Annotated in this window: 17 protein-coding genes; 3 read left to right on the top strand and 14 right to left on the bottom strand. The window is 67.6% G+C overall.

What is annotated here, in order from left to right; all coding sequences use genetic code 11:
• Positions 1-42: 42 nt before the first annotated feature.
• The gene (locus tag AC07YH_RS02500; protein ID WP_494745434.1) at positions 43-3,021 is read right to left on the bottom strand and encodes a TonB-dependent receptor plug domain-containing protein; all 2,979 of its coding nucleotides are present in this window, start codon (positions 3,019-3,021) and stop codon (positions 43-45) included.
• A gap of 689 nt (positions 3,022-3,710) precedes the next feature.
• Between AC07YH_RS02500 and AC07YH_RS02505 the strand changes: the two genes are divergently transcribed.
• A complete protein-coding gene (locus tag AC07YH_RS02505; RefSeq protein ID WP_494745435.1) occupies positions 3,711-5,204 on the top strand; it encodes a putative 2OG-Fe(II) oxygenase in 1,494 nt (497 codons plus the stop codon).
• 119 nt (positions 5,205-5,323) lie between these two features.
• Here AC07YH_RS02505 and AC07YH_RS02510 read toward each other — a convergent pair whose 3' ends face one another.
• Positions 5,324-8,191 carry a TonB-dependent receptor domain-containing protein gene (locus AC07YH_RS02510; protein ID WP_494745436.1) on the bottom strand — a complete coding sequence of 956 codons (2,868 nt, stop codon included), beginning with the start codon at positions 8,189-8,191 and terminating at the stop codon, positions 5,324-5,326.
• A 650-nt stretch (positions 8,192-8,841) separates the two neighbouring features.
• Between AC07YH_RS02510 and AC07YH_RS02515 the strand changes: the two genes are divergently transcribed.
• Together AC07YH_RS02515 and AC07YH_RS02520 are read left to right on the top strand one after the other, a co-directional pair.
• Complete coding sequence (locus AC07YH_RS02515; protein ID WP_494745437.1) at positions 8,842-9,576, top strand: 2OG-Fe(II) oxygenase family protein; 735 nt, start codon at positions 8,842-8,844, stop codon at positions 9,574-9,576.
• Positions 9,577-9,599: 23 nt separating this feature from the next.
• Positions 9,600-10,109, top strand: a complete 510-nt coding sequence (locus tag AC07YH_RS02520) for a hypothetical protein (RefSeq protein WP_494745438.1) — start codon at positions 9,600-9,602, stop codon at positions 10,107-10,109.
• Here AC07YH_RS02520 and AC07YH_RS02525 read toward each other — a convergent pair.
• The 12 genes from AC07YH_RS02525 to AC07YH_RS02580 all read right to left on the bottom strand — a co-directional run bounded on the left by AC07YH_RS02525 (position 10,106) and on the right by AC07YH_RS02580 (position 23,783).
• Positions 10,106-10,801: a winged helix-turn-helix domain-containing protein gene (locus AC07YH_RS02525; RefSeq protein WP_494745439.1), complete on the bottom strand. Its 696-nt coding sequence runs from the start codon at positions 10,799-10,801 to the stop codon at positions 10,106-10,108. The genes AC07YH_RS02520 and AC07YH_RS02525 overlap by 4 nt on opposite strands.
• An 8-nt stretch (positions 10,802-10,809) precedes the next feature.
• Positions 10,810-13,488 (bottom strand): DUF4118 domain-containing protein, encoded by a 2,679-nt coding sequence (locus AC07YH_RS02530; RefSeq protein WP_494745440.1) that lies wholly within the window; start codon positions 13,486-13,488, stop codon positions 10,810-10,812.
• Complete coding sequence (kdpC, locus tag AC07YH_RS02535) at positions 13,489-14,067, bottom strand: potassium-transporting ATPase subunit KdpC (RefSeq protein ID WP_494745441.1); 579 nt, start codon at positions 14,065-14,067, stop codon at positions 13,489-13,491.
• A 12-nt stretch (positions 14,068-14,079) separates the two neighbouring features.
• Positions 14,080-14,772: a TorF family putative porin gene (locus tag AC07YH_RS02540; protein ID WP_494745442.1), complete on the bottom strand. Its 693-nt coding sequence runs from the start codon at positions 14,770-14,772 to the stop codon at positions 14,080-14,082.
• A 107-nt stretch (positions 14,773-14,879) separates the two neighbouring features.
• The gene (gene kdpB, locus AC07YH_RS02545; protein WP_494745443.1) at positions 14,880-16,952 is read right to left on the bottom strand and encodes a potassium-transporting ATPase subunit KdpB; all 2,073 of its coding nucleotides are present in this window, start codon (positions 16,950-16,952) and stop codon (positions 14,880-14,882) included.
• A 17-nt stretch (positions 16,953-16,969) separates the two neighbouring features.
• Positions 16,970-18,679: a potassium-transporting ATPase subunit KdpA gene (kdpA, locus tag AC07YH_RS02550; protein ID WP_494745444.1), complete on the bottom strand. Its 1,710-nt coding sequence runs from the start codon at positions 18,677-18,679 to the stop codon at positions 16,970-16,972.
• A gap of 357 nt (positions 18,680-19,036) precedes the next feature.
• Positions 19,037-19,258 carry a hypothetical protein gene (locus AC07YH_RS02555; RefSeq protein WP_494745445.1) on the bottom strand — a complete coding sequence of 74 codons (222 nt, stop codon included), beginning with the start codon at positions 19,256-19,258 and terminating at the stop codon, positions 19,037-19,039.
• Positions 19,259-19,471: 213 nt separating this feature from the next.
• Positions 19,472-20,275: an MBL fold metallo-hydrolase gene (locus AC07YH_RS02560; protein WP_494745446.1), complete on the bottom strand. Its 804-nt coding sequence runs from the start codon at positions 20,273-20,275 to the stop codon at positions 19,472-19,474.
• Positions 20,272-21,060 (bottom strand): TatD family hydrolase, encoded by a 789-nt coding sequence (locus AC07YH_RS02565; RefSeq protein ID WP_494745447.1) that lies wholly within the window; start codon positions 21,058-21,060, stop codon positions 20,272-20,274. Before AC07YH_RS02565 ends, AC07YH_RS02560 begins: the two co-directional genes overlap by 4 nt.
• Positions 21,057-22,058: a DNA polymerase III subunit delta' gene (locus AC07YH_RS02570; RefSeq protein WP_494745448.1), complete on the bottom strand. Its 1,002-nt coding sequence runs from the start codon at positions 22,056-22,058 to the stop codon at positions 21,057-21,059. The genes AC07YH_RS02565 and AC07YH_RS02570 overlap by 4 nt, the downstream gene beginning before the upstream one ends.
• Entirely contained in the window at positions 22,058-22,684 is a 627-nt protein-coding gene (gene tmk, locus AC07YH_RS02575; protein WP_494745449.1) for a dTMP kinase, read from the bottom strand. Before tmk ends, AC07YH_RS02570 begins: the two co-directional genes overlap by 1 nt.
• A 46-nt stretch (positions 22,685-22,730) precedes the next feature.
• Positions 22,731-23,783 (bottom strand): septal ring lytic transglycosylase RlpA family protein, encoded by a 1,053-nt coding sequence (locus AC07YH_RS02580; RefSeq protein ID WP_494745450.1) that lies wholly within the window; start codon positions 23,781-23,783, stop codon positions 22,731-22,733.
• Between the last annotated feature and the right edge of the window lie 21 nt (positions 23,784-23,804).

The raw sequence follows: 23,804 nt of genomic DNA on the forward strand, positions 1-23,804 counted from the left end.
CGAAACGGGCGGCGCCGAGGGGAACGACGCCGCCCGACCAGGCTAGAACGAGGCGTCGAGCTTCAGGAAGAAGTAGCGACCGATCGCATCGTAATAGGCCGGACCGATGTTGCGGCCGTCACCCGTGCCGTGCGGCGAGATCGCGGTGTCCTGGATCGCCGGCGGCACGCCGTAGTCGTCGATGTTCTTCACGCCCAGCGCGATGTCGAAGCTCTTCTTCGCATGCCAGGTAATGTTGATGTCCTTGTAGATGAAGGCTCGGACGTTCGGGAACTCGTTGTATTCGTCGCTCTGGTTGATCGCGTACTTGCTCTTGCTGACGTAGCGATTGTTCAGGCCGAAGGTGAAACGGCCGAGGTCATAGCTGGTGGTCAGCGTGGCCTTGTAGGTCGGGTAGTTCCACTGGCCGGCATAGTCGATGCCCGCCTTGCCTTTTTCCGAGATCGTCGTCTGCTCCAGCAGCTTCGTGCCCGCGAAGGTCAGGCGCAGCATGCCCGGACCGACCTGCGTGCGGTAGCGCGCCGACAGGTCGATGCCGCGCACGCGCTGGCCGGCTAGGTTGGCGAACTGGGTGCGGACTTCCTTGACCGAGCCCTCGATCAGCGTGCCGTCGACGTCGCGCGTCCCGGCCGGGTTGCGGATCACGTACTTGCAGTAGGCCATGTCCGGGCCGCCGGCCGAGTCCACGCAATTGTTCATCAGCGTGGTGTAGGCCAGCGAGGTGATGACGTTGCCGACCTTGATGTCCCAATAGTCGATCGTCATGTCGAAGTTGCGCAGGAAGCGCGGCTGGATCACGACGCCGTAGGTCAGCGAGTTCGAGGTCTCCGGCTCCAGGTCCGGATTGCCGCCGCTATAGACGATCGGCACGTTGAGGTTGGGGTAGGGGACCGGGAACTTCACGCCCGGCAGGGTCGCCTCGCAATTGGCCTGACGGTTCGGCTTCAGCGCGATGTAGACGCTGGAGCAGGGGTCATCGATCTTGCCGTAGCTGGAGAAGCTGATCGGCGTGTACAGCTCACCGAAATTGGGCACGCGGATCGAGTGCGACCTGGTTCCGCGGAAGGTCAGGTCACGGACCGGCTGCCAGGTCAGGCCGGCCTTCCAGGTGTCGGTGCTGTCGTTGTCGCTGTAGTCGGAATAGCGATAGGCGCCTTCGACCTGCAGCTTGCGGGCGAAGGGCAGGTCGGCCAGCACCGGCACGACCACCTCGGCGAAGGCCTCGGTCGTCTCGCGCTTGTGGTGGAAGTCGGGGTGCAGAGCGAAGTCGTTGCCCGGCGCGTAGACGATGGTCGACAGCTTGGCCTTGTCCGGGTCGTCCCAGGTGTCCAGCTTCTCCTGACGCCATTCGGCGCCGACCGAGGCCTTCACCGCGCCGGCCGGCAGGTTGAACAGCTCGCCGTCGACGCTGACGCCGGCGTTCAGCATCGAGTTCCGCGTCTTCTCGAAGCGGTCGAACATCAGGTAGTCGAGCACGTCCTGCGACGGGCGTTCGGTCGAGAAGAAGTCCAACGGCTTGCAGCCGGCGGCGCGGGCGGTGGCGTCCCGGCAGACGATGGCGCCGCTGGCGTCCTTGATGCTGTCGCGAGCGAACAGCCACTGGTCGCGGCCGACCATGTTGGTCGTGGTCCAGTCGTCGTCCACCTGGCCGTAGCGGGCGAAGGCGGTCCAGTTCAGCTTGCTGGTCAGCTTGCCGGTGATGTCGCTGCCGATCAGGAAGTTGCGACGGTCGTGGTGCTCCATGGTCTGGGGCAGGTTGTTGTAGCTGCGGTCCAGGCCCAGCTGGGTCAGGCCGTTGGCGATCATGTAGTCGCGCATGGCGGCCGGCAGGAACGGGTTGGTCAGGGTGGCGATCTCGCCGGTGTTGGCGACGCCGTCCTTGCCCCACCAGATCTTGCCCGTGCGCGCGTCCGAGCGGTACTCGGGGAACTCGCCGGCGCCGCGCGTGGTGCTGCGGGTGAAGCTCAGCGTGCCGTTCCACACCAGGTCGTCGGTGAACCTGTAGTTGGCGTTGGCGTAGGCCGACTGACGGTTGGAGCCGTTGCGGATGAAGTGGTTCTCGTTGCCGTTCAGGCCCGGACCGCCGTTCTGGCCGCCGGTCTCGCCAGCGGTGACGATGCCGTAGCTGTCCTTCGGCACGGCCACGACCTGGCCGCCCACATACTGGTACCACTGGCCGTTGTTGTTCCCGCAGGCGTTCTTGCCGTTGTACATGCACCAGGTCGGGACCAGCGAGCGGTACATGACGCGGTAGTCGCGATAGAGCAGGCGGTCGGGGATGCCGTCGTTCGGGCCGGTATTGGCCGGGTTGGCGCTGTAGACGTCGCGGTTGATCCAGCGCTCGGTGCTGCGCAGCTTGTCGGTGGTCGAGATGTTGCCGCCGAGCACGACATGGCCGCGACCTTCGCCGAAGTCGAAGCCGGTCGCCGCCGTGAAGTCCGACTGGCGCGCGTCGCTGTGCGAGGAGACGCCGGTGGTCGCGCTGAGATGCAGACCCTTCATCTGCTTCTTCATCACCACATTGACCGCGCCGGTCACCGCGTCGGCGCCGTAGACGGCCGCGGCGCCGCCGGTGACCACTTCGAAGCGGTCGATCAGCGCCGTGGGGATGGTGTTGACGTCGACCGCCGAGGTGCGCGCGCCGCCCGAGACCCAGCGATGGCCGTCGACCAGCACCAGCGAGCGGTTGTTGCCCATGTTGCGCAGATTGATGTTGGCGACGCCGGCGTCATATTCCTGGCCTAGCGAGCTGGACTCGCCCAGGCCCGGGCCCATGGCCGGGTTCTGCATCAGGGCGTCGTAGACGGTGATGCGGCCATAGTCCTTGATCTGCTCCATGCTCATCACCGAGATCGGCATCGCCGACTCCAGCTCCGGGCGGGCGATGCGTGAGCCGGTGACGACGACGGTGTCGACCGAGGTGGAGCCCTGGGCGGCGCTGGCCTGCTGAGCGAAGGCGCAGGGCGCCATGAACAGCGGCGCGATGATGGTGCTGGCCAGCGCCAGCTTCTTGATGGTCACGTCGATCCCCCGATCTGGATGATTGAAACCGCCGCGACGCCTTGCTCGGCGCCGCTAGTGGAGGGGGTCATAACTTTGTCATCCGCCATTTTATTTACGGATATGTGAAAGAATAACGACGCACGATAACGTTCGTACGGCTTCGATATAATCTAAAATGTTGAAAGACTATCCCGTGATTTAATCGGACTTATCGGCGATCGATGGAAATTACACAGAGTAATAGCTGAGCGTACGATCGTTTTTACATGTTAGTACGATCGTTTTCGTTGCGATCGAGAAAGTAACTCGTGGCGCAATCTGCGTCGAGATCGCGTTGCGCGAGGATAGATCGGACCGCTTCAAACGGATGCCGGTCACGGCGGCTCCAGCGACAAAGCCGCCAAGCCGACCCACGATGGGCGCGCCGATGATGGGATCACCGAACGACCGCGCGTTCGAGGCTGCGCTAGAAGCGCTGATCGTGGAAAGCGCCGCATACTCGGAGCGCCATATACTCGGGGCGCCATATACTCGGGGCACCATGAGCTGAGGTCATCGACAGGGAGAGCAGCGCGAAGCCCAGGAACTGACGGCCGGGCTGCGCTGAGCTATTTATCGTCTAAGATATATTATCGGAAATATCGATTAGCACTATGAACGACCCTGGCGTGTTTCTAGTATTACAGCCTCGTAATCCGACACGATCCATGACCGACTCACTGACCCAGAAAGCCTGGACTCTCATAGACCACGGCCGCGCCGCCGAGGCTTCGAGCCTGACACAATCGGCGGCCCAGGCCAGCGGCGCGACGCCGAACCTGCTGATAGCGCACGCCGCCGCGCTGAAGGCCCTGGGCCGCGTCAGCGACGCCGTGGCGTTCAATCGCCGCGCCGTGATGCGTTCGCCGTCGGATCGCTTCGCCTGGTACAATCTGGCCGCCACGCTGGGCGACCTGAACATCGACGCCGAGGCCGAAACCGCCGCGCGCCGGACGCTGGCCCTGGGCCTGGATGCGCCCGAGGTCTGGCTGGTCCTGGGCAAGGCCCTGCAAGGCCTGCGGCGCTACGACGACGCCGAGAAAGCCTTCATGACCGCCCTGACGCGCCGGCCCAACTACGCGGCCGCGCATCTGGACCTGGCGCAGCTGCGCTGGATGCGTTCTGGACGCCAGGACCAGGCGCTGGCCGCGCTGGAGGCCGCGCTGGGGCGGCATCCGGACGATGCGGGCCTGTGGCTGATCAAGAGCACGGTGCTGACCTTCGCCGGCGATCACACGGCCGCCGATGCGACGCTGAACGATGCGCTGAAACGCACGCCAGACGACGTCCTGCTGCTGCTGGCTGCGGCGCGCGCGGCCGGCGCTGTCGGTGACGCCCGGCGGATGCTGGCCCACGTCCAGGCGGCCGAACGCCTGGCGCCCGCCGCGCCCGAGGTTCACGCCGTGCTCTGCGAAGCCCTGCTGGCGACGGGCCAGGCCCAGGCCGCCGCCGAGACCGCCGAGCGCCTGGTCGCGGCCACGCCGCTGGACCAGTACGCCCTGGCGCTGCGCAACACCGCCTGGCGGCTGACCGAAGATCCGCGTTTGGCGCCGTTCAGCGATCACGACCAGTTGGTGCGCGCCTATCGCCTGGAGACGCCGGACGGCTGGCCCGATCTGGAGACCTTCCTGGAGGCGTTGCGCACGCGACTTCTGGAGCTGCACGACCTGAAGACCCACCCGTTGCAGCAGTCGCTGCGCGGCGGCACCCAGGTCCCGTCGCTGGATCGGTCCGAGGACCCTTTGGTGCGGGCGTTCTTCGCCTCGGCCCGCAAGGCGGTGGCGCGCTACATCGAGGACCTGGGTCCGGGCGACGATCCGATCCGCGCGCGCCGCTCGGCCGACTTCGACTTCGCTGGCGGCTGGTCGGTGCGACTGCGGTCCGACGGCTTCCACGCCGATCACGTCCATCCCAAGGGCTGGATCTCGTCGGCCTTCTATCTGGACCTGCCGGCGGCGGTCGATGACAGCGAGGCCCGCGAGGGCTGGCTGCAGTTCGGCCGGCCAGGAGCGCCGACATCCCCTGCCCTGGTCGCCCAGCACATGGTCAAGCCCGAGCGCGGAATGCTGGTGCTGTTCCCGTCGTGCTTCTGGCACGGCACGCGGCCGTTCTCCGATCCCGGCCATCGGCTGACCATGGCCTTCGACGTCGCGCCACGCTGAGCTGTCAGCAATAAAGCCCTGAAATAAATACAAAAAGGCCCGCCCCGAGCGATCGAGGCGGGCCTTTTCGTAAGAGGTCCCCCTCCCCGACGTCGAAACGCCGGAGAGGGTCGTATCTCCTAGTAGCGCAGGCGGGCGTTGATGAAGAACATCCGGCCCAGGACGTCGTAGGCGGCGGGATAGCCGCTGTTCGACGGCGAGGCGTTGCCGCCCAGGATCGGATAGGATTCTTGCGTCAGGTTGCGCACGCCGGCCGTGAAGGCGACGTGATCGTTGACGCTCCAGTCGCCCGACAGATCCCAGTAGTTCTTAGCGCCGATACGCTCGACGGTGTAGACCGTGGCCGGAGCGTCGTCGAGCACGTCGTCCAGGTGGCTCCAAACGATGTTCACGCCGAACTGATCCTTGGTCCAGTTCATCGTCGAACGCAGCTTGTGGCGCGGGGTCGGGTTGCCGCAACGCGTGCCGAACTTGTCGGCGCACTTGACCGGCGACGAGATTTCGTCCGGCGTCGTCGTCGAGTCCCAGGTGTTGGTGTACAGCGAGCGGAAGGTCAGCGCGCCCCAATCCGGCAGACCCAGGTTTTCCATGGTCGTGCGGTAGGTCACGCCAACGTCGAAGCCGGCCGTGGTGATCGTGGCGACGTTCTGCGCGGTGAGCGAGACGAAGTCGATCGAGCCGTTGGCGAGGCGACGGATCGCCTGGCAGTACGGCGAGTTCGGGTTGCCGTTGACCAGCGTGCCGTAGCAGACATTCATGACGTTCGAAGCGCTGCCGCCGAAGGAGGCGATGGCGTCGTTGATCTTGATGTCGAAGTAGTCGGCGGTCATCGAGAAGCCCGGCAGCCACGACGGCGTGTAGGCGAAGCCGGCCGTGAAGGTCTTGCCTTCTTCCGGACGCAGGTTCGGGTTGCCGCCCGACAGGGTCTGGGTCTGCTGGTTGGCGTTGATCAGGCCGACGACGCTGGCGGCGACGCCCGAGTTGATGCAGGCCTGACGGATGGCGGCCGTGGGCGCGGCGCGAGCCGAGCACGGGTCGGTGGCGGTCGGGAAGCCGTTCGACTGCGGCGCGTACAGGTCGCCGATCGACGGAGCGCGGATCGCCTTGTTGTACGAAGCGCGCAGCATCAGGTCGTCGAACACCTTCCACGAACCGGCGACCTTCCAGGTCTTAACCGGGTGCGGTTGGCCCGTGTAGTCCGAGGTACGGCCGGCCAGTTCCAGGTCCAGCGCCTTGATCAGCGGCAGGTCCTTCAGCAGCGGAACCAGGACTTCGGCGTAACCTTCGTAGACGTCGAAGCGACCCGAGACCGGCGGGCTGGCGTTGAAGCCCGTCAGGTTGCCGGTGGCCAGATCCTGGCTGGGCAGGAAGGCGAACTCTTCAGCACGGTATTCGGCGCCGACGGCGAAGCCGATCGGGCCGGCCGGCAGCGAGAACATGTTCGCCGTGTCGCCGTTGATGCTGAAGCCGCCGTACTGCTGCTCATAGTCTTGCGACGAGTTGATACGGGTCTTGATGAAGTCCGCGGCGGCCTTCGAGATGTTGCCTTGGCCGAACAGGTTGATCGGCACGCAGCCGCCCGACGGATCCAAGCAGCCGGTGCCGGCGGCGTTCAGCAGCAGGGCCTGCTGGATGCGAGCCAGGCTGGTGTCGCCGATCAGCGAGTTGCTGCCGTGGGTGTTGCCGTACTGGTAGTAGATGTCGAAGCCACCGTTGATGGCCGAGATATCGCCCTTCAGGCCCAGTTGCATCTGGTAGCCGAAGAAGTTGAACTTCGAGATACGCGGGCCGACTTCGCTCAGACGACGGTTGAACACGCCGGTGACGGTGTCGAAGATGCCGTTGCCGTTGGCGTCCTGGTCGGTGAACGTACCAGCCGTCCACGAGCTCGAGGCCGGGATGGTGTAGGCGGTCGACGAACCCAGGCTGTTCAGCGCGGCCTTGGCGGCCGGCGTCAGGAACGGGTTGTTGTCCAGCGAGAAGCGGAACGTACGGCTGCCGACCGGGGTCGCCGCCAGCTGGGTCACGACCTGGCTGTTGACGAAGTTACCCTTGGCGTAGGCCGTCAGGCCCGGCTTGATTTCGTAGCTGGCCATCGACGTGACCGAGAAGCGCTCTTGCGGCGTCTGGACGTAGTTGGTCGGCGCGAAGTTGTAGGTGTCGGTGGCCGAGTTGTAGAGGCGGACGTTGCCGTCCGTCAGGAACAGCGCGGCGTTCGCGGCGTTGTTGGCCACGCCCGGCAGGGTGATGAACTTGCCGGCGACGAAGGCGCCGACCTGGCCCGGTTCGTTCGAACCCGAACCCGACGGCACGAGGCCGGTCTTGGTCGCGTTGTCGCCCCAGGCCGTGCTCAGCATGCCGCCGCGCTTGGCTTGGGTCAGGGCTTCACGCTTGTTGTAGCCCAGGCTCAGGACGACGTTGCCCTTACGATCGGCGAAGTTGGCGCCGATGGTCAGGTCCGACGAATAGATCGGGGCTTCGCCCTTGTCGGTGTCCTGATAGCCGGCCGTGAATTCCATGCCTTCGAAGTCGTTCTTCAGCACGAAGTTCACGACGCCGGCGACGGCGTCCGAACCGTAAACGGCCGAGCCGCCGCCCGACACGACGTCGATGCGCTTGATCAGGGCCGGCGGGATCAGGTTCAGGTCGACGCTGCCGCCCTGGGTGGTCGGGGTCTGGCGCTTGCCATCCACCAGAACCAGGGTGCGGTTCGAGCCGAGGCCGCGCAGGTTGACCGTGGCCGTACCGTTGCTGCCGTTGTTGACCGTCGAGGTGATGCCCGGGACGGCCTGCGGCAGGGTGTTCAGCAGGTTTTCGGTGTTCACCACGCCCGATTGCTTGAGCTCCTGGGCGCCGACTTGGGCGACCGGGCTCGAGGAGGTCAGGTCAGGACGCGCGATGCGCGAACCCGTGACGACGATTTCCTCGACCTGGGCCGACTCATCCGGAGTCGCTTGTTGCGCCCAGGCGCCGGCGGCCGGCAGCATGAAACCGCAAAGGATCGAGGACGCCAGCAGGCGCTTTCTACGGGTCGCTACACTAAACAAATTCCACCTCCAAAACTTACACGCCGCGCCCTGCGGATGGGCATACGACGCTCCCCCCGTCCCCCCTGGAACCGGGCTTTGGGAGCAAGAGTGGAATTCGACGACCCTTGGTCAATTAGTCCCAAGGGCAAAATGCCCAGGAAATTTCCACCTGTGACCCAAATGTGACGCACCTGACACAGGCCCGAACGGCCGGTTGGTCAAGTTTGTGTATTTTCAACGAGATGGAGGTGGGCGACTTCGTTACGATTTTGCAATGTCGTATAACGTCTACGAAGTAATGGACCTTCGATCCATGTTTTCGCCTTAATCAAACGACGGTGCCGTTACAGATCATCCGCCATGAACAGGACGGAAAAAGTTACTTCCGAAACTCAATTCGAGGCGATGGTATGCTAGCCCGCGACGCTTGAGAACGTCGTTTTGCCGACAATATTCGCACTTCGACTTGAAGTGCGCGCATCCCTGCGACAACTCGCCCCAGGTCGTTGGCGATTGCGCCACAGGGGCAGTTGCGCGGGGACGAAAAGCACCTCTTGAATAAAATCCGAGCAAATCCATGCTCGCGAAGCTGTACCGACGAGTCCGACATGCCCACGCACCCTCCCCTCAGAATCAACGGCGATCTGCCGGTCGAGACGTTCGCGACGCGGTTCGCGCGGGATGGGTTCGTGCAGATCCCGCTCTTCCTGGTCCCGGCCGACGCCGACGACGTCGCCAAGACGATGGAGGGCCTGACCTGGAGCATCGTGGCGCCCGACGAGACCTCGGAAACGCTGGTGATCACGCCCGAGGTCATCAAGAAGTTCGGCGAGGCCCAGGTCCGCCAGTTCCTGCAAAGCGCGCTCAAGCGCGCCGCGAAGGGCTTTTCCTTCGTGCACATGTCCTATGCCCTGCAAGATGAGTATCTGCGCGGCAGTGAGGCCCCGATCCACCGCGCGACGCAGTTCCTGCAGAGCGAGGACTTCCTGGACTTCGGTCGCCGCGTGATCGGCGCGCCGGCCGTGGCGGGCGTCCGAGCCCAGGCGTCCTACTATCGCGCCGGCGACTTCCTGACCCTGCACGACGACAGCCATCGCAAGGACACGCGCCTGGCCGCCTTTACCCTGGGCTTTACCCGCCAGTGGCGCGCCGACTGGGGCGGCCAGCTGCTGTTCCATGACGCCGAAGGCAATGTGACGCGCGGCTTCAGGCCGGAGTTCAACGTGCTGACCCTGTTCAAGGTGCCCACGGCCCACTCGGTGGCGCAGGTCGCCTCCTATGCCGACGCCAAGCGACTGTCGCTGACGGGATGGCTGCTGGGCGACGCCGCAAAAGCCGCCTAAGCTTCGCCGCGTAAGGAGTTCCAATGACCAAGCTGCTGCTCGCCGCCGCCCTGACCCTGGCGGCCGCCCCCGCCTTCGCCGCCGAACCCGCCGAGCCGGCGGTTATCGCCGCGCTGAAGGCCTGCCGCGCCATCACCGCCGACGCCGACCGCTTGGCCTGTTACGACAAGGCCACGCAGTCGGTGACCAAGGCCCAGGAAAGCGGCGAGGTCATCATCATCGACAAGCAGACCGCTCGCGCCGCCCGGCGCCAGGCGTTCGGCCTGGAGCTGCCGACGCTTTCGATTTTCGAAAAGGGCGTCGACAAGGCCGAGACCGAGACGCTGCAGTCCGTGGTCAAGAGCGCCCGTATCGACGCCGAGCAGCGGCTGGTCGTCACCCTGGAGGACGGCGCGGTCTGGCGCCAGATCGACGACACGCCCGTGGGCAAGCCGCCCAAGGCCGGCGACACGATCGAGGTCCGCAAGGCGTCGATGGGCAGCTACATGATGAAGATCGGCAGCCAGCCGGCCATCCGCGTCCGCCGCAGCTAGGCCCCGTCGTCGACGAAGCGGTAGCCGACGCCCGGCTCGGTCTGCAGCAGCCTGGGGTTGGCCGGGTCGGCCTCCAGCTTCTGGCGTAGCTGGCCGACGAAGACGCGCAGATACTGGGTGTCGTGCGCGTGCGCGGGACCCCAGACCGCCGTCAGCAACTCCTTGTGGGTCAGCACCTTGCCGTGGCCTTGGGCCAGGCGAACCAGGACGTCGTATTCGCGCGGCGACAGCTTCACGGCCTCGCCGGCGCGGGTGACGCGGCGCTTCTCCAGGTCGATCTCGACATCGCCGGCGCGGATGGGGCCGCTGGGCGCCTGGGCGCGGCCGGCCTGGCGCATGGCGGCGCGCAGGCGGGCCAGCAGCTCGCCGACCCCGAACGGCTTTTCGACATAGTCGTTGGCGCCCCGATCCAGGGCCTCGATCTTCTCGATCTCGCGATCGCGGGCCGACAGGATCAGGATCGGGCCGTCATAGAACGCCCTCGCCTTCTCCAGCACCTCCTTGCCATCCATGTCGGGCAGGCCGAGATCGAGCACGACCGCGTCGGGCGACCACAGGGCGATGCCGCGCAGGCCTTCCTGGCCGCCGTCGGCGCGCAGCGGCTCGTAGCCGGCCGCGTCCAGGGCGGGACCCAGGAAGCGGTGGATTTGCGGCTCGTCGTCGATGACCAGGATGCGCTGTCGCGAACTCATGGGACCGGTCATAGCAGATCACGTGGCGTGGCGATGGCCTTGGGCAGGCTGATCAGCATCCGCGTACCGCGCCCATCGTGGATCGGACTGGCCGCGGCGATCCGACCGCCCATGGCGTCGACGAAGCCCTTGGCGATGGCCAGGCCCAGCCCAGCGCCTTGATGGCGGTCGCTGGGCTCCTCCATGCGGCGGAACTTGTCGAAGATCCGCTCCAGTTCGGCCGGCGGCACGCCCCTGCCCTCGTCCTCGATGCCGATCACGACATTGCCGCGGTCCTCGTAGGCCGCCAGCTCGATACGGCTGCCGGCTTCGCTATAGGTGATGGCGTTTTCCAGAATATTGACAATGACTTGTTCCAAAAGGCTCGCATCCGCCTGGACCAGGGTCAGCGTCGCCGGGTAGTCGCGCGTCAGGGTACGGCCACCCAGGCGACGAGTGACGCGCTCGGCGGCGGCGTTGAGCACGTCGCGCACGTCTGTCCAGTCGCTGCGCAGCTTCAGCCCGCCGCCCTCCAACCGGGTCATGTCCAGCAGATTGGCGACGTAACGGCTGAGCCGTTCGGCCTCCTCGCGGATGCTGACCAGCAGGTCGTCGCGCACGGCCTTCTTCATCTTGTCGCCGTAGTCGAGCAGCGTGCTGGAGGCGCCCAGCACCGTCGACAACGGCGTGCGCAGGTCGTGGCTGACGGAGTTCATCAGGGCCGAGCGGAAACGGTCGGCGCGGCGCAGGGTCTCGGTCTCCAACGCTTCGGAGGCCAGCTGCGAGCGCTCCAGCGCCACGGCGCCCTGCTCCAGCAAGGCCAGGACCAGTCGCTCCAGGTCCGAGCCCGGCGGGGCGACCCCGGCCTCGACCCCAGCCACGCCGGTGCGAGCGCGCACGCCCTGCAGCGGCCAGAAGGTCCAGCGGGCCTGAGGCAGGGTGCCGGTGCCAAAACCGGCCGCCTCCCCCTTCTCCCAGGCCCAACGTGCTGCGGCCATCTGGGCGGCGTCGAGGGCCTCCAGGCTGGGCGCGCCGGCGACGGGGGCGAGCTCCTCGCCTTGCGGCAGCAACACCAGCGATCGCCCGCCGGCCGCGGCGGCGACCTGCTCGGCCAGGGCGCGGGCGACGGCGTCCCTGCCCGAGGCCGCGGAGAGCGTCCGGCTGGCGGCCAGCAAGGTGGCGACGGCGGCGGCGCGGCGTTGCGAGCCCAGGGCCTGGTCGCGGACCCGGCCCGCCAGGCCGCCGGACGCCAAGGCCACGGCCCAGAACACCACCAGGGTGATGAAGTCCGTCGGCGCCCCGATCGCCAGGCTGTAGCGCGGCTCCAGGAACAGGTAGTTGTAGATGAAGAACGCCACGGTCGCGGCGACCAGCGCTGGCCTCAGGCCATGCAGCACGCCCGCAGCCAGCACGGCGGCCAGGAAGATCATCCCCAGATCCACGTGGTCGAAGACGACGTCCAGACCCCAGGCGCTCAGCGTCGCGGCCAGGACGAACAGCGCCCCGACGGCGTAGCCCTGCCAGGCGCCCAGCCCGAACGGCTTGGCGGGCTTGGGCTCGCGCTCGTGGCTGGCCTCGGTGACCACGTGCACCGCCACGCCGCGCGCCTCGCGCAGCAGGGCCGAGGCCAGCGACCGGCCCAGGCGCTCGCGCCAGTAGCTCTCGACCGTCTTGCCGATGACGATCTGGGTGACGTTGCTGCGCCGGGCATAGGCCATGACGGTCGCGACGATGTCGCCGCCGGTCAGGGCCACGGTCGTCCCGCCCAGCTGCTCGGCCAGGCGATAGGCTTCGCCGAGCCGCGCGGCGCTGCCCGCCCCGGCCACCGGCCGGTCGGTGCGCTCGACGTGGGCGACGATCCACGGCGCGTCCATCATCATGTCTGACAGCCGCCGTCCGGCGCGGACCAGCGAGCCGGCCATGGCGTCGCCGCTGACCAGGACGAGGATCCGCTCGCCCGCCGCCCAGGGGCCCTCGACACCCTTCTCGCGCATGGCGGCGACCAGCTGGTCGTCGACGGTCTGAGCGGCGCGGCGCAGGGCCAATTCGCGCAGGGCGGTGAGGTTCTCGACCTTGAAGAAGTTGTCCGCCGCCAGCCGCGCGGTCTCGGGGACATAGACCTTGCCGGCCGCCATCCGCTCGCGCAGTTCCTCGGGCGTGATGTCGACCAGCTCGATGGAGTCGGCGCGCGACAGGGCGCTGTCGGGCACCGTCTCGCGCTGGCGCACGCCGGTGATGCGCAGGATGACCTCGACCAGGCTCTCCAGGTGCTGGACGTTCAGGGTGGTCCAGACGTCGACGCCGGCGTCCAGCAACTCCTCGACGTCCTGCCAGCGCTTGGGGTGGCGCGAACCCGGCGCGTTGGAGTGGGCGTATTCGTCGACCAGCAGCACCTTGGGCTTGCGCGCCAGGGCCTCGTCGATGTCGAACTCCATCAGCACGTTGCCGCGATGCTCGATCGACTTGCGCGGCAGGACCTCCATGCCGCGCAGCAGGCTCTCGGTCTCGCGGCGGCCGTGGGTCTCGACCACGCCGATCAGGACGTCGACGCCCTCGGCCTTGCGACGGCGGGCGGCGCGCAGCATTTCGTAGGTCTTGCCCACGCCCGGGGCCATGCCCAGAAACACCTTGAGGCGCCCCCGGCGCGCCTTGTTGGCGGCGGCCAGGAGCGCTTCCGGGTCTGGACGGATCGGTTCGTCAGACGCCAACTAGCCGTCCTTCGGGAAACGCGCGTCGAGCGCCCGGTTGACGGCCAGGACGTTCACCGCCGGCTGGCCGATGAAGCCCAGTAGCGGCGCCTTGGTCTGGGCGTCAATCACGGCCTGGACCTCGCCCACAGACACGCTGCGCGCCTTGGCGATGCGCGGCGCCTGGAAGCGGGCATTGGCCGGCGAGACGTCCGGATCCAGGCCCGAGCCCGACGTGGTCACCGCGTCGGCCGGGATGGCTGCGCCGGGGTTTTCGGCCCGCAGCGCCTTGGCGTCGGTGGTCTCACGCTCGATCAGCTTGTCGTTCAGCGGACCCATGTTCGAGCCGCTGGAAGCGCTGGCGTCGTAGCCATTGCCGGCCGCCGACGGACGCGGGTGCAGGTATTCCGGCTTGCTGAAGCCCTGGGCGATCAGGGACGAGCCAATGACCGTCCCCTTGGCGTCGCGGACGAGGCTGCCATTAGCCTTCCCCGAGAACGCCGCCTGGGCGACCCCGGTGACGGCCAGCGGATAGGCCACGCCCAGGAGGGCGGTGAACAGACCCATGGAAACCAGGGCCGGACGAAGATGCGAAAGCATGGCGGCGTCTCCTTAGAAGGCGGCCTTGAGCGAGATGACGCCTCGGCTGCCGTACAGCTTGCCGAAGGCGTGCTCGCCGGTGTCGTGGTAGCGCAGGTCCAGGGTCAGCTTGTCGCTGAGGGCGTAGGCCGCGCCGAGGTTCCAGGTCGTGTAGTCGCCCGAGCCCGAATAGGTCTGGCGGCCGACGGCGGCGGAGACCGACAGCTTGTCGATCACGGGGTAGCTGCCGTTCAGCTCGTAATAGACGGCCTCGTCGGCGGCGCCAAAACTGTCGGGGCTGTAGAACACCGCGGCCCCCAGGGCGCCCTTGCCGGCCGGGATCGAGCCGGCGGCCTTGAACTCGACATTGCCGTAGTCGGCGCCCTTCGGCGCGTTGACATAGCCGTAGTAGATCACGCCGAAGTCCAGCGAGGCCGGGCCCAGGGTCGGCTTGTAGCCGGCATAGAAATCGATCTCGGCGTCGGTCTTGTCGCCGAAGTCGACGTTCGAGGCCCAGGTCCCGGCGTAGAATTTACCGGCGGCCAGATCGACGCCGCCGAACAGCTGGGCGTTCTCGTTGGTCTGCGAAACGCCACGGAAAACGTAGTCCGAAGCGACGCCGACATTGTAGCTCAGCTTCGGCCCGTCCTGCGCCTGGGCGACGCCGGCCGAAAGGGCCAGAGCCGAGGCGGCGGCGAGAACACGGAAAGCGAACTGGGAGGTCATTGGAGGGGTTCTTTCAGGAGAAGATAGTTAGGCGGACCAGGCCGCCAGGAAGAGGATCCCGATCGCCACGACGGCGAACACGGCGTCCTTGACGATCGGGGCCCGCATCAGGCCAGGCCCAGGGCCGAGATGATCATGTCGATCAGCTTGATGCCGACGAACGGGGCGATCAGGCCGCCCAGGCCGTAGACGGTCAGGTTGCGCGACAGCAGCTTGCCGGCGCCGATGGCGCGGTACTTCACGCCCTTCAGGGCCAGCGGGATCAGCGCCGCGATGATCAGGGCGTTGAAGATCACCGCCGACAGGATGGCGCTCTGCGGGCTGTGCAGACGCATCACGTTCAGGGCTCCCAGCGCCGGCAGAGCGACCACGAACATCGCCGGGATGATGGCGAAATACTTGGCCACGTCGTTGGCGATCGAGAAGGTCGTGAGAGCCCCACGGGTGATCAGCATCTGCTTGCCGACCTCGACGATCTCGATGACCTTGGTCGGGTCGCTGTCGAGATCGACCATGTTGCCGGCCTCGCGGGCGGCCTGGGCGCCGGTCTGCATGGCCACGCCGACATCGGCCTGAGCCAGCGCCGGCGCGTCGTTGGCGCCGTCGCCGCACATGGCCACCAGCCGGCCCTTGGCCTGCTCGTCGCGCATCAGGCGCAGCTTGTCCTCGGGCGTGGCTTCCGCGAGGAAGTCGTCGACGCCGGCTTCCGAAGCGATGGCCGCGGCGGTCACCGGGTTGTCGCCGGTGATCATCACGGTGCGCAGGCCCATGCGGCGCAGGTCGGCGAAGCGGGCCTTCACGCCGGGCTTCACGACGTCCTTCAGGTGGATGACGCCGACCAGGGCGCCGTTCTCGCTGACCGCCAGGGGCGTGCCGCCCGAGCGGGCGATACGGTCCACAGCGGCGGCGACCTCGGCCGGCACGGTCTTGGGATCGAGAGCCAGCGAGCGATAGACGGCGTCCACCGCGCCCTTGCGCCAGCTGTGACCATCGGCGTCCAGGCCCGACTGGCGGGTCGTGGCGCTGAAGGCGATGGCGGTGGCGCCGGCCGGAACCTCGACCACGACGCCCTGGTTGCGGCCCAGCTCGATGATCGAGCGGCCTTCCGGGGTCTCGTCGGCCATGGAGGCCATCAGGGCGGCGCGCAGGGCGACGTCGGGACGGACGCCCGGGGCTGGGATCACCTCGGTAGCCATGCGGTTGCCGAAGGTGATGGTGCCGGTCTTGTCGAGCAGCAGGGTGTCGACGTCGCCGGCCGCTTCCACGGCGCGGCCCGAGGTGGCCAGGACGTTGACCTTCAGCAGGCGGTCCATGCCGGCGATGCCGACGGCGGACAGAAGGCCGCCGATGGTCGTCGGGATCAGCGTGATGAACAGGGCGCCCAGCACGATCGGGTCGAGGTTGACGCCCGAGAACTTGCCCAGGCCCAGCAGGGTGACGACCGCGATCAGGAAGATCAGGGTCAGGCCCGCCAGCAGCACGGCGAGAGCGATCTCGTTCGGCGTCTTGCGACGGTCCGCGCCCTCGACCATGGCGATCATGCGGTCGAGGAAGGTCGAGCCCGGCGCGGCGGTGACGCGGATCTTCAGCCAATCCGAGACCACAGTCGTACCGCCGGTGACGGCCGAGCGGTCGCCGCCGCTCTCGCGGATGACGGGGGCGCTCTCACCGGTGATGGCGGCCTCGTTGACGCTGGCCACGCCCTCGATGATCTCGCCGTCGGTGGGGATGACGTCGCCGGCCTCGACCAGGACGATCTCCCCTACCCCCAGCTTGTGGGCCGGGGTCGGGACCCAGGTCCCGGTCTTGGGATCGACGATCAGCTTGGCCTTCGTCGTGACGCGGGCGGCGCGAAGGCTGTCGGCCGCGGCCTTGCCCCGCCCTTCGGCGACGCTTTCGGCCAGGTTGGCGAAGAGGACGGTCGCCCAGAGCCACAGGGCGACCTGGATGGCGAAGCCCGCCGGTTGGTGGGCGGCGACGGCCGCGACCGCCGAGACGGTCGACAGCAGGGCCACGATCCAGGTGGCGAAGATCACCGGATTGCCGGTCAGCTTGCGCGGATCCAGCTTCACGAAGCTGTCCTTGGCCGCGCGGGCCAGGACCGCCCCGGAGAGGCCGCCGGCGATGGCGCGCCCAGTCTTCTTGGGCCCCTCGCCGGCATGGGTTTCAACGGTTGTCATGTCTTGATCCCTTTGGATCAGTGGCCGGCCACGAAGGCGAGCGCTTGGAAGTGCTCGACGATCGGACCCAGGGCCAGAGCGGGGAAGAATTGCAGGCCGCCGAGGATCAGGATCACCCCGATCAGGAGGCCGACGAAGAGACCGCCGTGCGTGGGCAGCGTACCGGCCGACGGCGCCAGCTTGGGCTTGGCCGCGAGGGCGCCGGCGATGGCCAGCACCGCGACGATCGGCAGGAAGCGGCCCATGGCCATGGAGATGGCCAGGGTGGTGTCCCACCACGGTGCGTTGGCGGTCAGGCCGGCGAAGGCCGAGCCGTTGTTGGCCGTGGCCGAGGTGTAGGCGTAGAGGATTTCCGACAGGCCGTGCGGCCCGGCGTGCATCAGCCCCTTCAGCGCCTCGGGCAGCACCGCGGCGATCGCCGAGAAGCCCAGGACGCAGATCGGGATCGCCAGCACCGCCAGGATCGACAGCTTGACCTCGCGGGCCTCGATCTTCTTGCCCAGGTATTCGGGCGTGCGGCCCACCATCAGGCCGGCGACGAACACGGCCAGGATGGCCATGACCACCATCAGCGCGATGCCCGAGCCGATGCCACCAGGCAGGATCTCGCCCAGATGCATCAGGAACATCGTCATGGCGCCGCCGATCGGCATCAGGCTGGAGTGCATGCCGTTGACCGAACCGTTCGAGGCGCCGGTCGTGGCGGCGGCCCAGGCGGCGGTGGCGGGCGCGCCGAAGCGGACCTCCTTGCCTTCCATGTTCACGGCCGTCTCGACGCCGGCGACCTTCTGGGCCGGGGCGGTCATGGTCTCGGAGGCGTAGATGGTCGCCGCGCCGGCGAACAGCAGCACGAAGGCGGCCATGACCAAGGCGCGGACGTCCTTCTTGGCCAGGACCGAGCGGCCGAAGGCGAAGAAGGCGGCCCAGCCCAGCACGTTCAGCGACACGGCCGTGATCAGGTTGGTCAGGGCGGTCGGGTTCTCGAACGGGTGGGCGGAGTTGGCGTTGAAGATGCCGCCGCCGTTGATGCCCAGCATCTTGATGGCTTCCTGCGAGGCCACGGCGTAGAGCGAGATCTTCTGCTCGGCGCCTTCCATCGTGTGGGCGACGACGCCGGCCGACAGGGTCTGGGGCAGGCCCAGGGCGACCAGGACGACCGCGACCACGAACGACAGCGGGACCAGCACGTACAGGGTCGTGCGGATCAGGTCGGCCCAGAAGTTGCCCACGCCCTCGCCGCGATTGGCGGTGAAGCCGCGCGCCAGGGCGGCGGCGATCGTCGCGCCGGTCGACGCCGAGACGAAGTTCTGGGTGGTCAGCACCAGCATCTGGCTGAGCGTCGACATGGTCGTCTCGCCCGCATAGCTCTGCCAGTTGGTGTTGGTGATGAAGCTGATGGCGGTGTTGAACGCCAGGTGGCCCGACAGGCCCGGGAAGCCTTGCGGGTTCAACGGCAGCACGCCCTGCAGGCGCAGGACAGCGTAGGTGATCGCGAAACCGACCAGGTTGAAGGCCAGCAGCGCGAAGGCGTAGGCGTGCCAGCTCTGGCTCTTCTTGGGATCGACGCCGCAGGCCGCGTAGAAGAAGGCCTCGAACGGTTTCATCACCGGATCGAGCCAGGTGCGCTCGCCATTCCAGACGCGCGACATGAAGACGCCCAGCGGCCAGCCGATCGCGACCGCCAGGCCAAGCGTGAGGGCGATCTCCGCCCACCCTTGCCAATTCATAGGAGTATGTCCGTCAGAACTTGTCGGGTCGCAGCATCGCCGCGACCATGTAGCCGGCGACGACGATCGCCCCGGCGGCCCATAGGAAGTTCACGAGCATGGCTAGACGCGCCTCAGCGCGGCGGCGAAAGCGCCGAACAGGGCGAACAGGCCAAGCGCCAGCGCCCCAAAGATAAGATCAGCCATAAGGGCCTCCTTTGTTGGAGGCCTTGGACCATGCCCGCGCGTAAGGGCTCTATGTCGAAGCTGAGCCGCCACATAAGGGCGGCATAAAGACCGGAGCGCGCCGGCGAAAGCGCAGGCGGTTTCGCCCAGAAGCGCTCCGCCCTTAAGAGCTAGAGTTGGCCTCGGCCAACTTTAGGCGGCGACGCTCTTGGCGGCTGTCCGGGCGTCAAGCGCGGCCAGCTTGGTCAGGATACGATCCAGCGTCGAGCGCTTCACGGGCTTGCCGTCGCGCAGCTTGGTCCAGGTGGTTTCGCTGATGGCGTAGCAATCGAACAGATGCTCGCGCGTCACCGCCGGCAGGCGCGAGCGCAGGCTCTGGAAGATCTCTCGGGAAATGGTGACGGTTTCAGCCATGGGATGGTCTGGTCAGTGACGCTCGGGAAGGAGACCCTACCGCGCCCCTATGACGGTGTTGTTGAACAAGCTTATTTCAACGCTGTTACGTAGAGCCAAGTTTTCGCCAAACTCGGCAAAAGTTGCGACGAAGGGCACGCGTCGGCGCCCAAAAATGCGCAGGGGACTTCCAAGCGGCGCAGTGGAGAACTCCGGAGTGGTCCGGAAAGTTGCCTAGAGGGTGAAGCGCCGGCCGTCATAGGCCGCCTCGACGCCAGCCGGCAGCCGCGCGGTCAGGGCGTTGTAGTCCAGGTCGATGTGCAGGTTGGTCAAGATGGCGCGCCTGGGCTTGGCCTTGGCGATCCACTCCAGCGCCAGTTCGACATGGGCGTGGGTCGGGTGCGGCGTCCAGCGCAGGGCGTCGACGATCCAGACGTCGAGATCGGCAAGGTCCGCCCAGCTGCCATCGGGAATGGCGCGGACGTCGGGCGTGTAGGCCACGCCGCCGAAGCGGTAGCCGACCGCGCGGATTTCGCCGTGATCCACGTCGAAGGTGTGCACCGGGATCGATCCGCTGGGGCCGTCGATCTGGAAGTCCTCGCCCAGCGGCGGGATCAGGCGCGGCTCCATGATGGCCGGGTAGCCGCCCCGGGTCTTGAAGATGTATTCGAACCGCGTCAGCAGGCCATCGTGCGTGGCCTGGTCCATGTACGTCGGGATACGCTGGCGCTGGTTCAGGAAGAACGGCCGCAGGTCGTCGATGCCGTGGGCCTGGTCGGCGTGATCGTGGGTGTAGAGCGCCGCATCGACCCGCTTCACGCCGGCCGCGGCCGTCTGCAGGCGCAGGTCCGGCGACGTATCGACGACGACAGTGGTCTCGTTCAGAGCCCCCTGCCCCAATCTTCGTACCAGCATCGAACAGCGCGAGCGGTGGTTCTTGGGCTCCGCCGGATCGCAGTCGCCCCAGTTGCCATCGGCGCGCGGGACGCCGCCCGAGGAGCCGGAGCCCAGGATCGTGAACTCCAGCGGTCCGGTCATGGACGAGGGATCCGGTCGAACAGGTTGAAGAAGGCGTCCTCGGTCCGCTGTTCGGTATCGGCCCGGCTCCAGCCTCGAATCTCGGCCAGCTTGTCGTAGATATGCGGCAGATATGACGGCTCGTTGCGGCGGCCGCGCATCGGGATCGGGGCCAGGTACGGGCAATCGGTCTCGACGATGATCTTGTCGGCCGGCATGTCGCGGATCACTTCACGCACGTCCTCGGCCTGCTTGAACGTGGCGATGCCCGAGACCGAGAACCAGGCGCCCAGCGCCATGGCGCGGGCCGCCAGGGCCGGGCCACTGGTGTAGCAGTGCATCAGGATCTTGAACGGGCCCGCCGCATGCTCCTCCTCGAGGATCTGGCCCATGACGTCGTCGGCCTCGCGAGTGTGGACCACCAGCGGCAGGCCGCTCTCACGGGCGGCGATGCAGTGCTGGCGGAACACCTTGGCCTGCACGTCGCGCGGCGACAGGTCGTAGTGGAAGTCCAGGCCGCACTCGCCGATGCCGATGACGCGCGGACGCTGGGCCAGCTCGACCAGGCGAGCAGCGGTCAGCTCCGGGTCTTCCTTGGATTCGTGCGGGTGGGTGCCGACCGTGCACCAGATGTCGGGTTCGGCCATGGCGATGGCGTGCACCGCCTCGAAGGACGAGACCTTGTCGCAGATGGTGACCATCAGGCCGATGCCGGCCTCGCGAGCGCGGGCGATGACGGCGTCCTTGTCCTCGGCGAACTGGGGCGCGTGCAGATTCACATGGCTGTCGATGAGCATGCCGCTCAAATCGCCGTCTTGGCCGCCGCGCGCAAGTCCGAGATGACGCTCCAGAACACATCGGCGCGATCCAGGTTCACCGCCTCGGCCTCGCCGGGCACATTGGTGAGCCGCTCCCAGACCGCCGCCCAGCGATCCAGGCCCGGCGAGTTCTTGCCGTCGGCGACCACCTGGGTGGCGAAGATGCGCACCTGGTCGGCCATGCGCTCCATCAGGAGCTCGAACCGGGCCGCGCCCTCGGCGCCCCGGAAGGTGTCGGTCAGGGCCAGCAGCGCGCCTTCGTCCAGCTTGGGCAGCATCCGCAGGATGTCGTTGGCCGCGTCGTCCATCTCCAGGGCCTTGGCGGCGGCCAGTTGCAGCGCCTTGCCCGGCGCGCCGTGGGCCATGCGGGCCAGACGCTCGGCGTCGCGGCCGGAGACGTCCGCCACGCGCTCGACCATCTCGGCGGCGGCCGGCACGCCCGGCGCGGGTACGGAGAGGCGACGGCAACGCGAGCGGATGGTCGGCAGCAGCTTGCCCGGCGCGTGACTGATCAGCAGGATCACCCCGCGCGGCGGCGGCTCCTCCAGCGTCTTCAGCACGGCGTTGGCGGCGTTGACGTTCAGATCGTCGGCCGCGTCGATGATCGCCACGCGATAGGGCGAGACGGCCGGCGTCGTGGAGAAGAACTCCGGCAGCTGGCGGGCCTCGTCCACCGGAATCGACTTGCGGGCTTTGCCGTCGTCGGTCAGGCGCTCCAGCACCATCAGGTCCGGATGCGAACGGGCGGCGACCTGACGGCTGACGGGATCGGACGGCGCCGCGCCCAGCAGGCCCATCGACGGATCGGGCCGCGCGCCCAGCAGGCGACGCGCCATGCGGTAGGCCAGGGTCGCCTTGCCCACGCCCTCCGGGCCGGTCAGCAGCCAGGCATGGTGCAACCGGCCGCGATCCAGGGCGTCGAGGAACGAGGCCTCGGCGGCCGATTGCCCATCCAGGCCGTAGACGTCGCGTGGATGGGCCGGCATCAGAGCGCCAGCCGCTCGGCGACGGCCTCGATGATCGCGGCGGTCACGGCGTCCAGCTCGGCGTCGGCGTTGATGACGACGCAGCGCTCGGGCTCCTGGCGGGCGATCTCCAGATAACCGGCGCGCAGGCGCTGGTGGAAGTCCAGGCCCTTGGACTCGAACCGCGCCGCCCCGCCGCGCGCCTCGGCGCGGCTCAGGCCCACCTCGGCGGGCAGGTCCAGGATCAGGGTCAGGGTCGGGATCGTGCCGTTCAGCACGTGCTCTTCCATGGCCGCGATCAGGCTGGCCGGCGTGCCGCCGCCTGCGCCCTGATAGGCCCGGGTGGAATCGGCGAAGCGGTCGCACAGCACGACCTTGCCCTGCGCCAGCGCCGGACGGATCACCCGTTCCAGGTGGTCTCGGCGCGAGGCGTACATCAGCAAGGTCTCGGTGACCGGCGACCAGCGGTCGGCCGCACCGTTGACCAGCAGCTCGCGGATGGCCTCGGCTCCGGGACTGCCGCCCGGCTCGCGGGTGACGACGACGTCATGGCCGGCCGCGCTCAGGCGCTCGGCCAGGCGGCGGATCTGGGTGGACTTGCCCGCCCCCTCCCCGCCTTCGAAACTAATGAAAGAACCCTGGGTCACCCGGCCTCATTCGACCGGTTTACGCACCTTGTCTAGGGGGCCTTGTCTAGGGTCGAAGGACGGTCGCGCCCTGATAGCCCAGCGACTCGACCCGCTGGCGCAGGCTCCAGGCCTCGCCCTCGCTCTGGCCGGCCGAGACCGTGACGCGATACAGGGTCCCGCTGGCCCGCTCGATCACATCCATCTGGGCGTCACCGGCGCTACCAAGCTGGCGCACGGCCTTCTCGGCGTTCTCTCGGCTGGAGAACGAGCCGGCCTGGACCCGGAAGCCGGACTTGGCGGCCGAGGCGTACACGCGTTCGGGGACTCGGTCAGGCGGATTGATCGGCGGGGCCGAACCCCAGTCGGGAGCCGGCTCGCGCGACGGGATGATCTGCACCCGCTGGGTCGGTTCCTTGATGTCATCGAAGCTGCGCTCACGCGGCGGCGCGGGCGCAGGCGGCGGGACGGCCGTCTGCTGCACGGCGTACTGGCGCGGACCGTCGAAGGCGTTCTTCGGGGCCGGGCCGACATATTTCACCCGCACCCGGGCCACGCCCTGGCGGTAGTAGCCGAGCTGCTGGGCCGCGGCCTTGGACAGGTCGATGATACGGCTGTCGACGAACGGCCCGCGGTCGTTGACCCGCACGATCATCTTCTTGCCGTTGTCCAGGTTGGTCACCTCGACCAGGCTCGGCAGCGGCAAGGTCTTATGGGCCGCCGACGGGATGTCCATGTCGAAGACTTCGCCATTGGACGTGCGACGGTTGTGGAACTGCTCGCCGTACCACGAGCCGACGCCCACGACGTTGTAGTCCTTGTCGGCGCGCGGATAGTACCAGATGCCGTTGATCTGATAGGGTTTTTCGGTGCCGCGCAGCGCCTTGCCATCGCGGCCGACCGTCGAACCGGCGCGCGGGGCCGAGCCACGCGTGGTCTCGTTGCGGGCCGAGGCCGTGTAGCCGGACTTGCCGACGTCGTACTTGGGCGTGGCGCAGGCGGCCAGGCTCACGGTGGCCAGGGCCATGAGGCCGAGGTTGCGCGCAATCTTCCAAACCTGATCGATACGCTGGTTCATCCGATGGTCGTCCAGGCGGGCCCACACCCCTTCCGAGCTCACATCGTCGCCCCTTTGTTTTGA

The sequence above is a fragment of the Caulobacter sp. GW456-12-1-14-TSB4 genome (assembly GCF_059424195.1).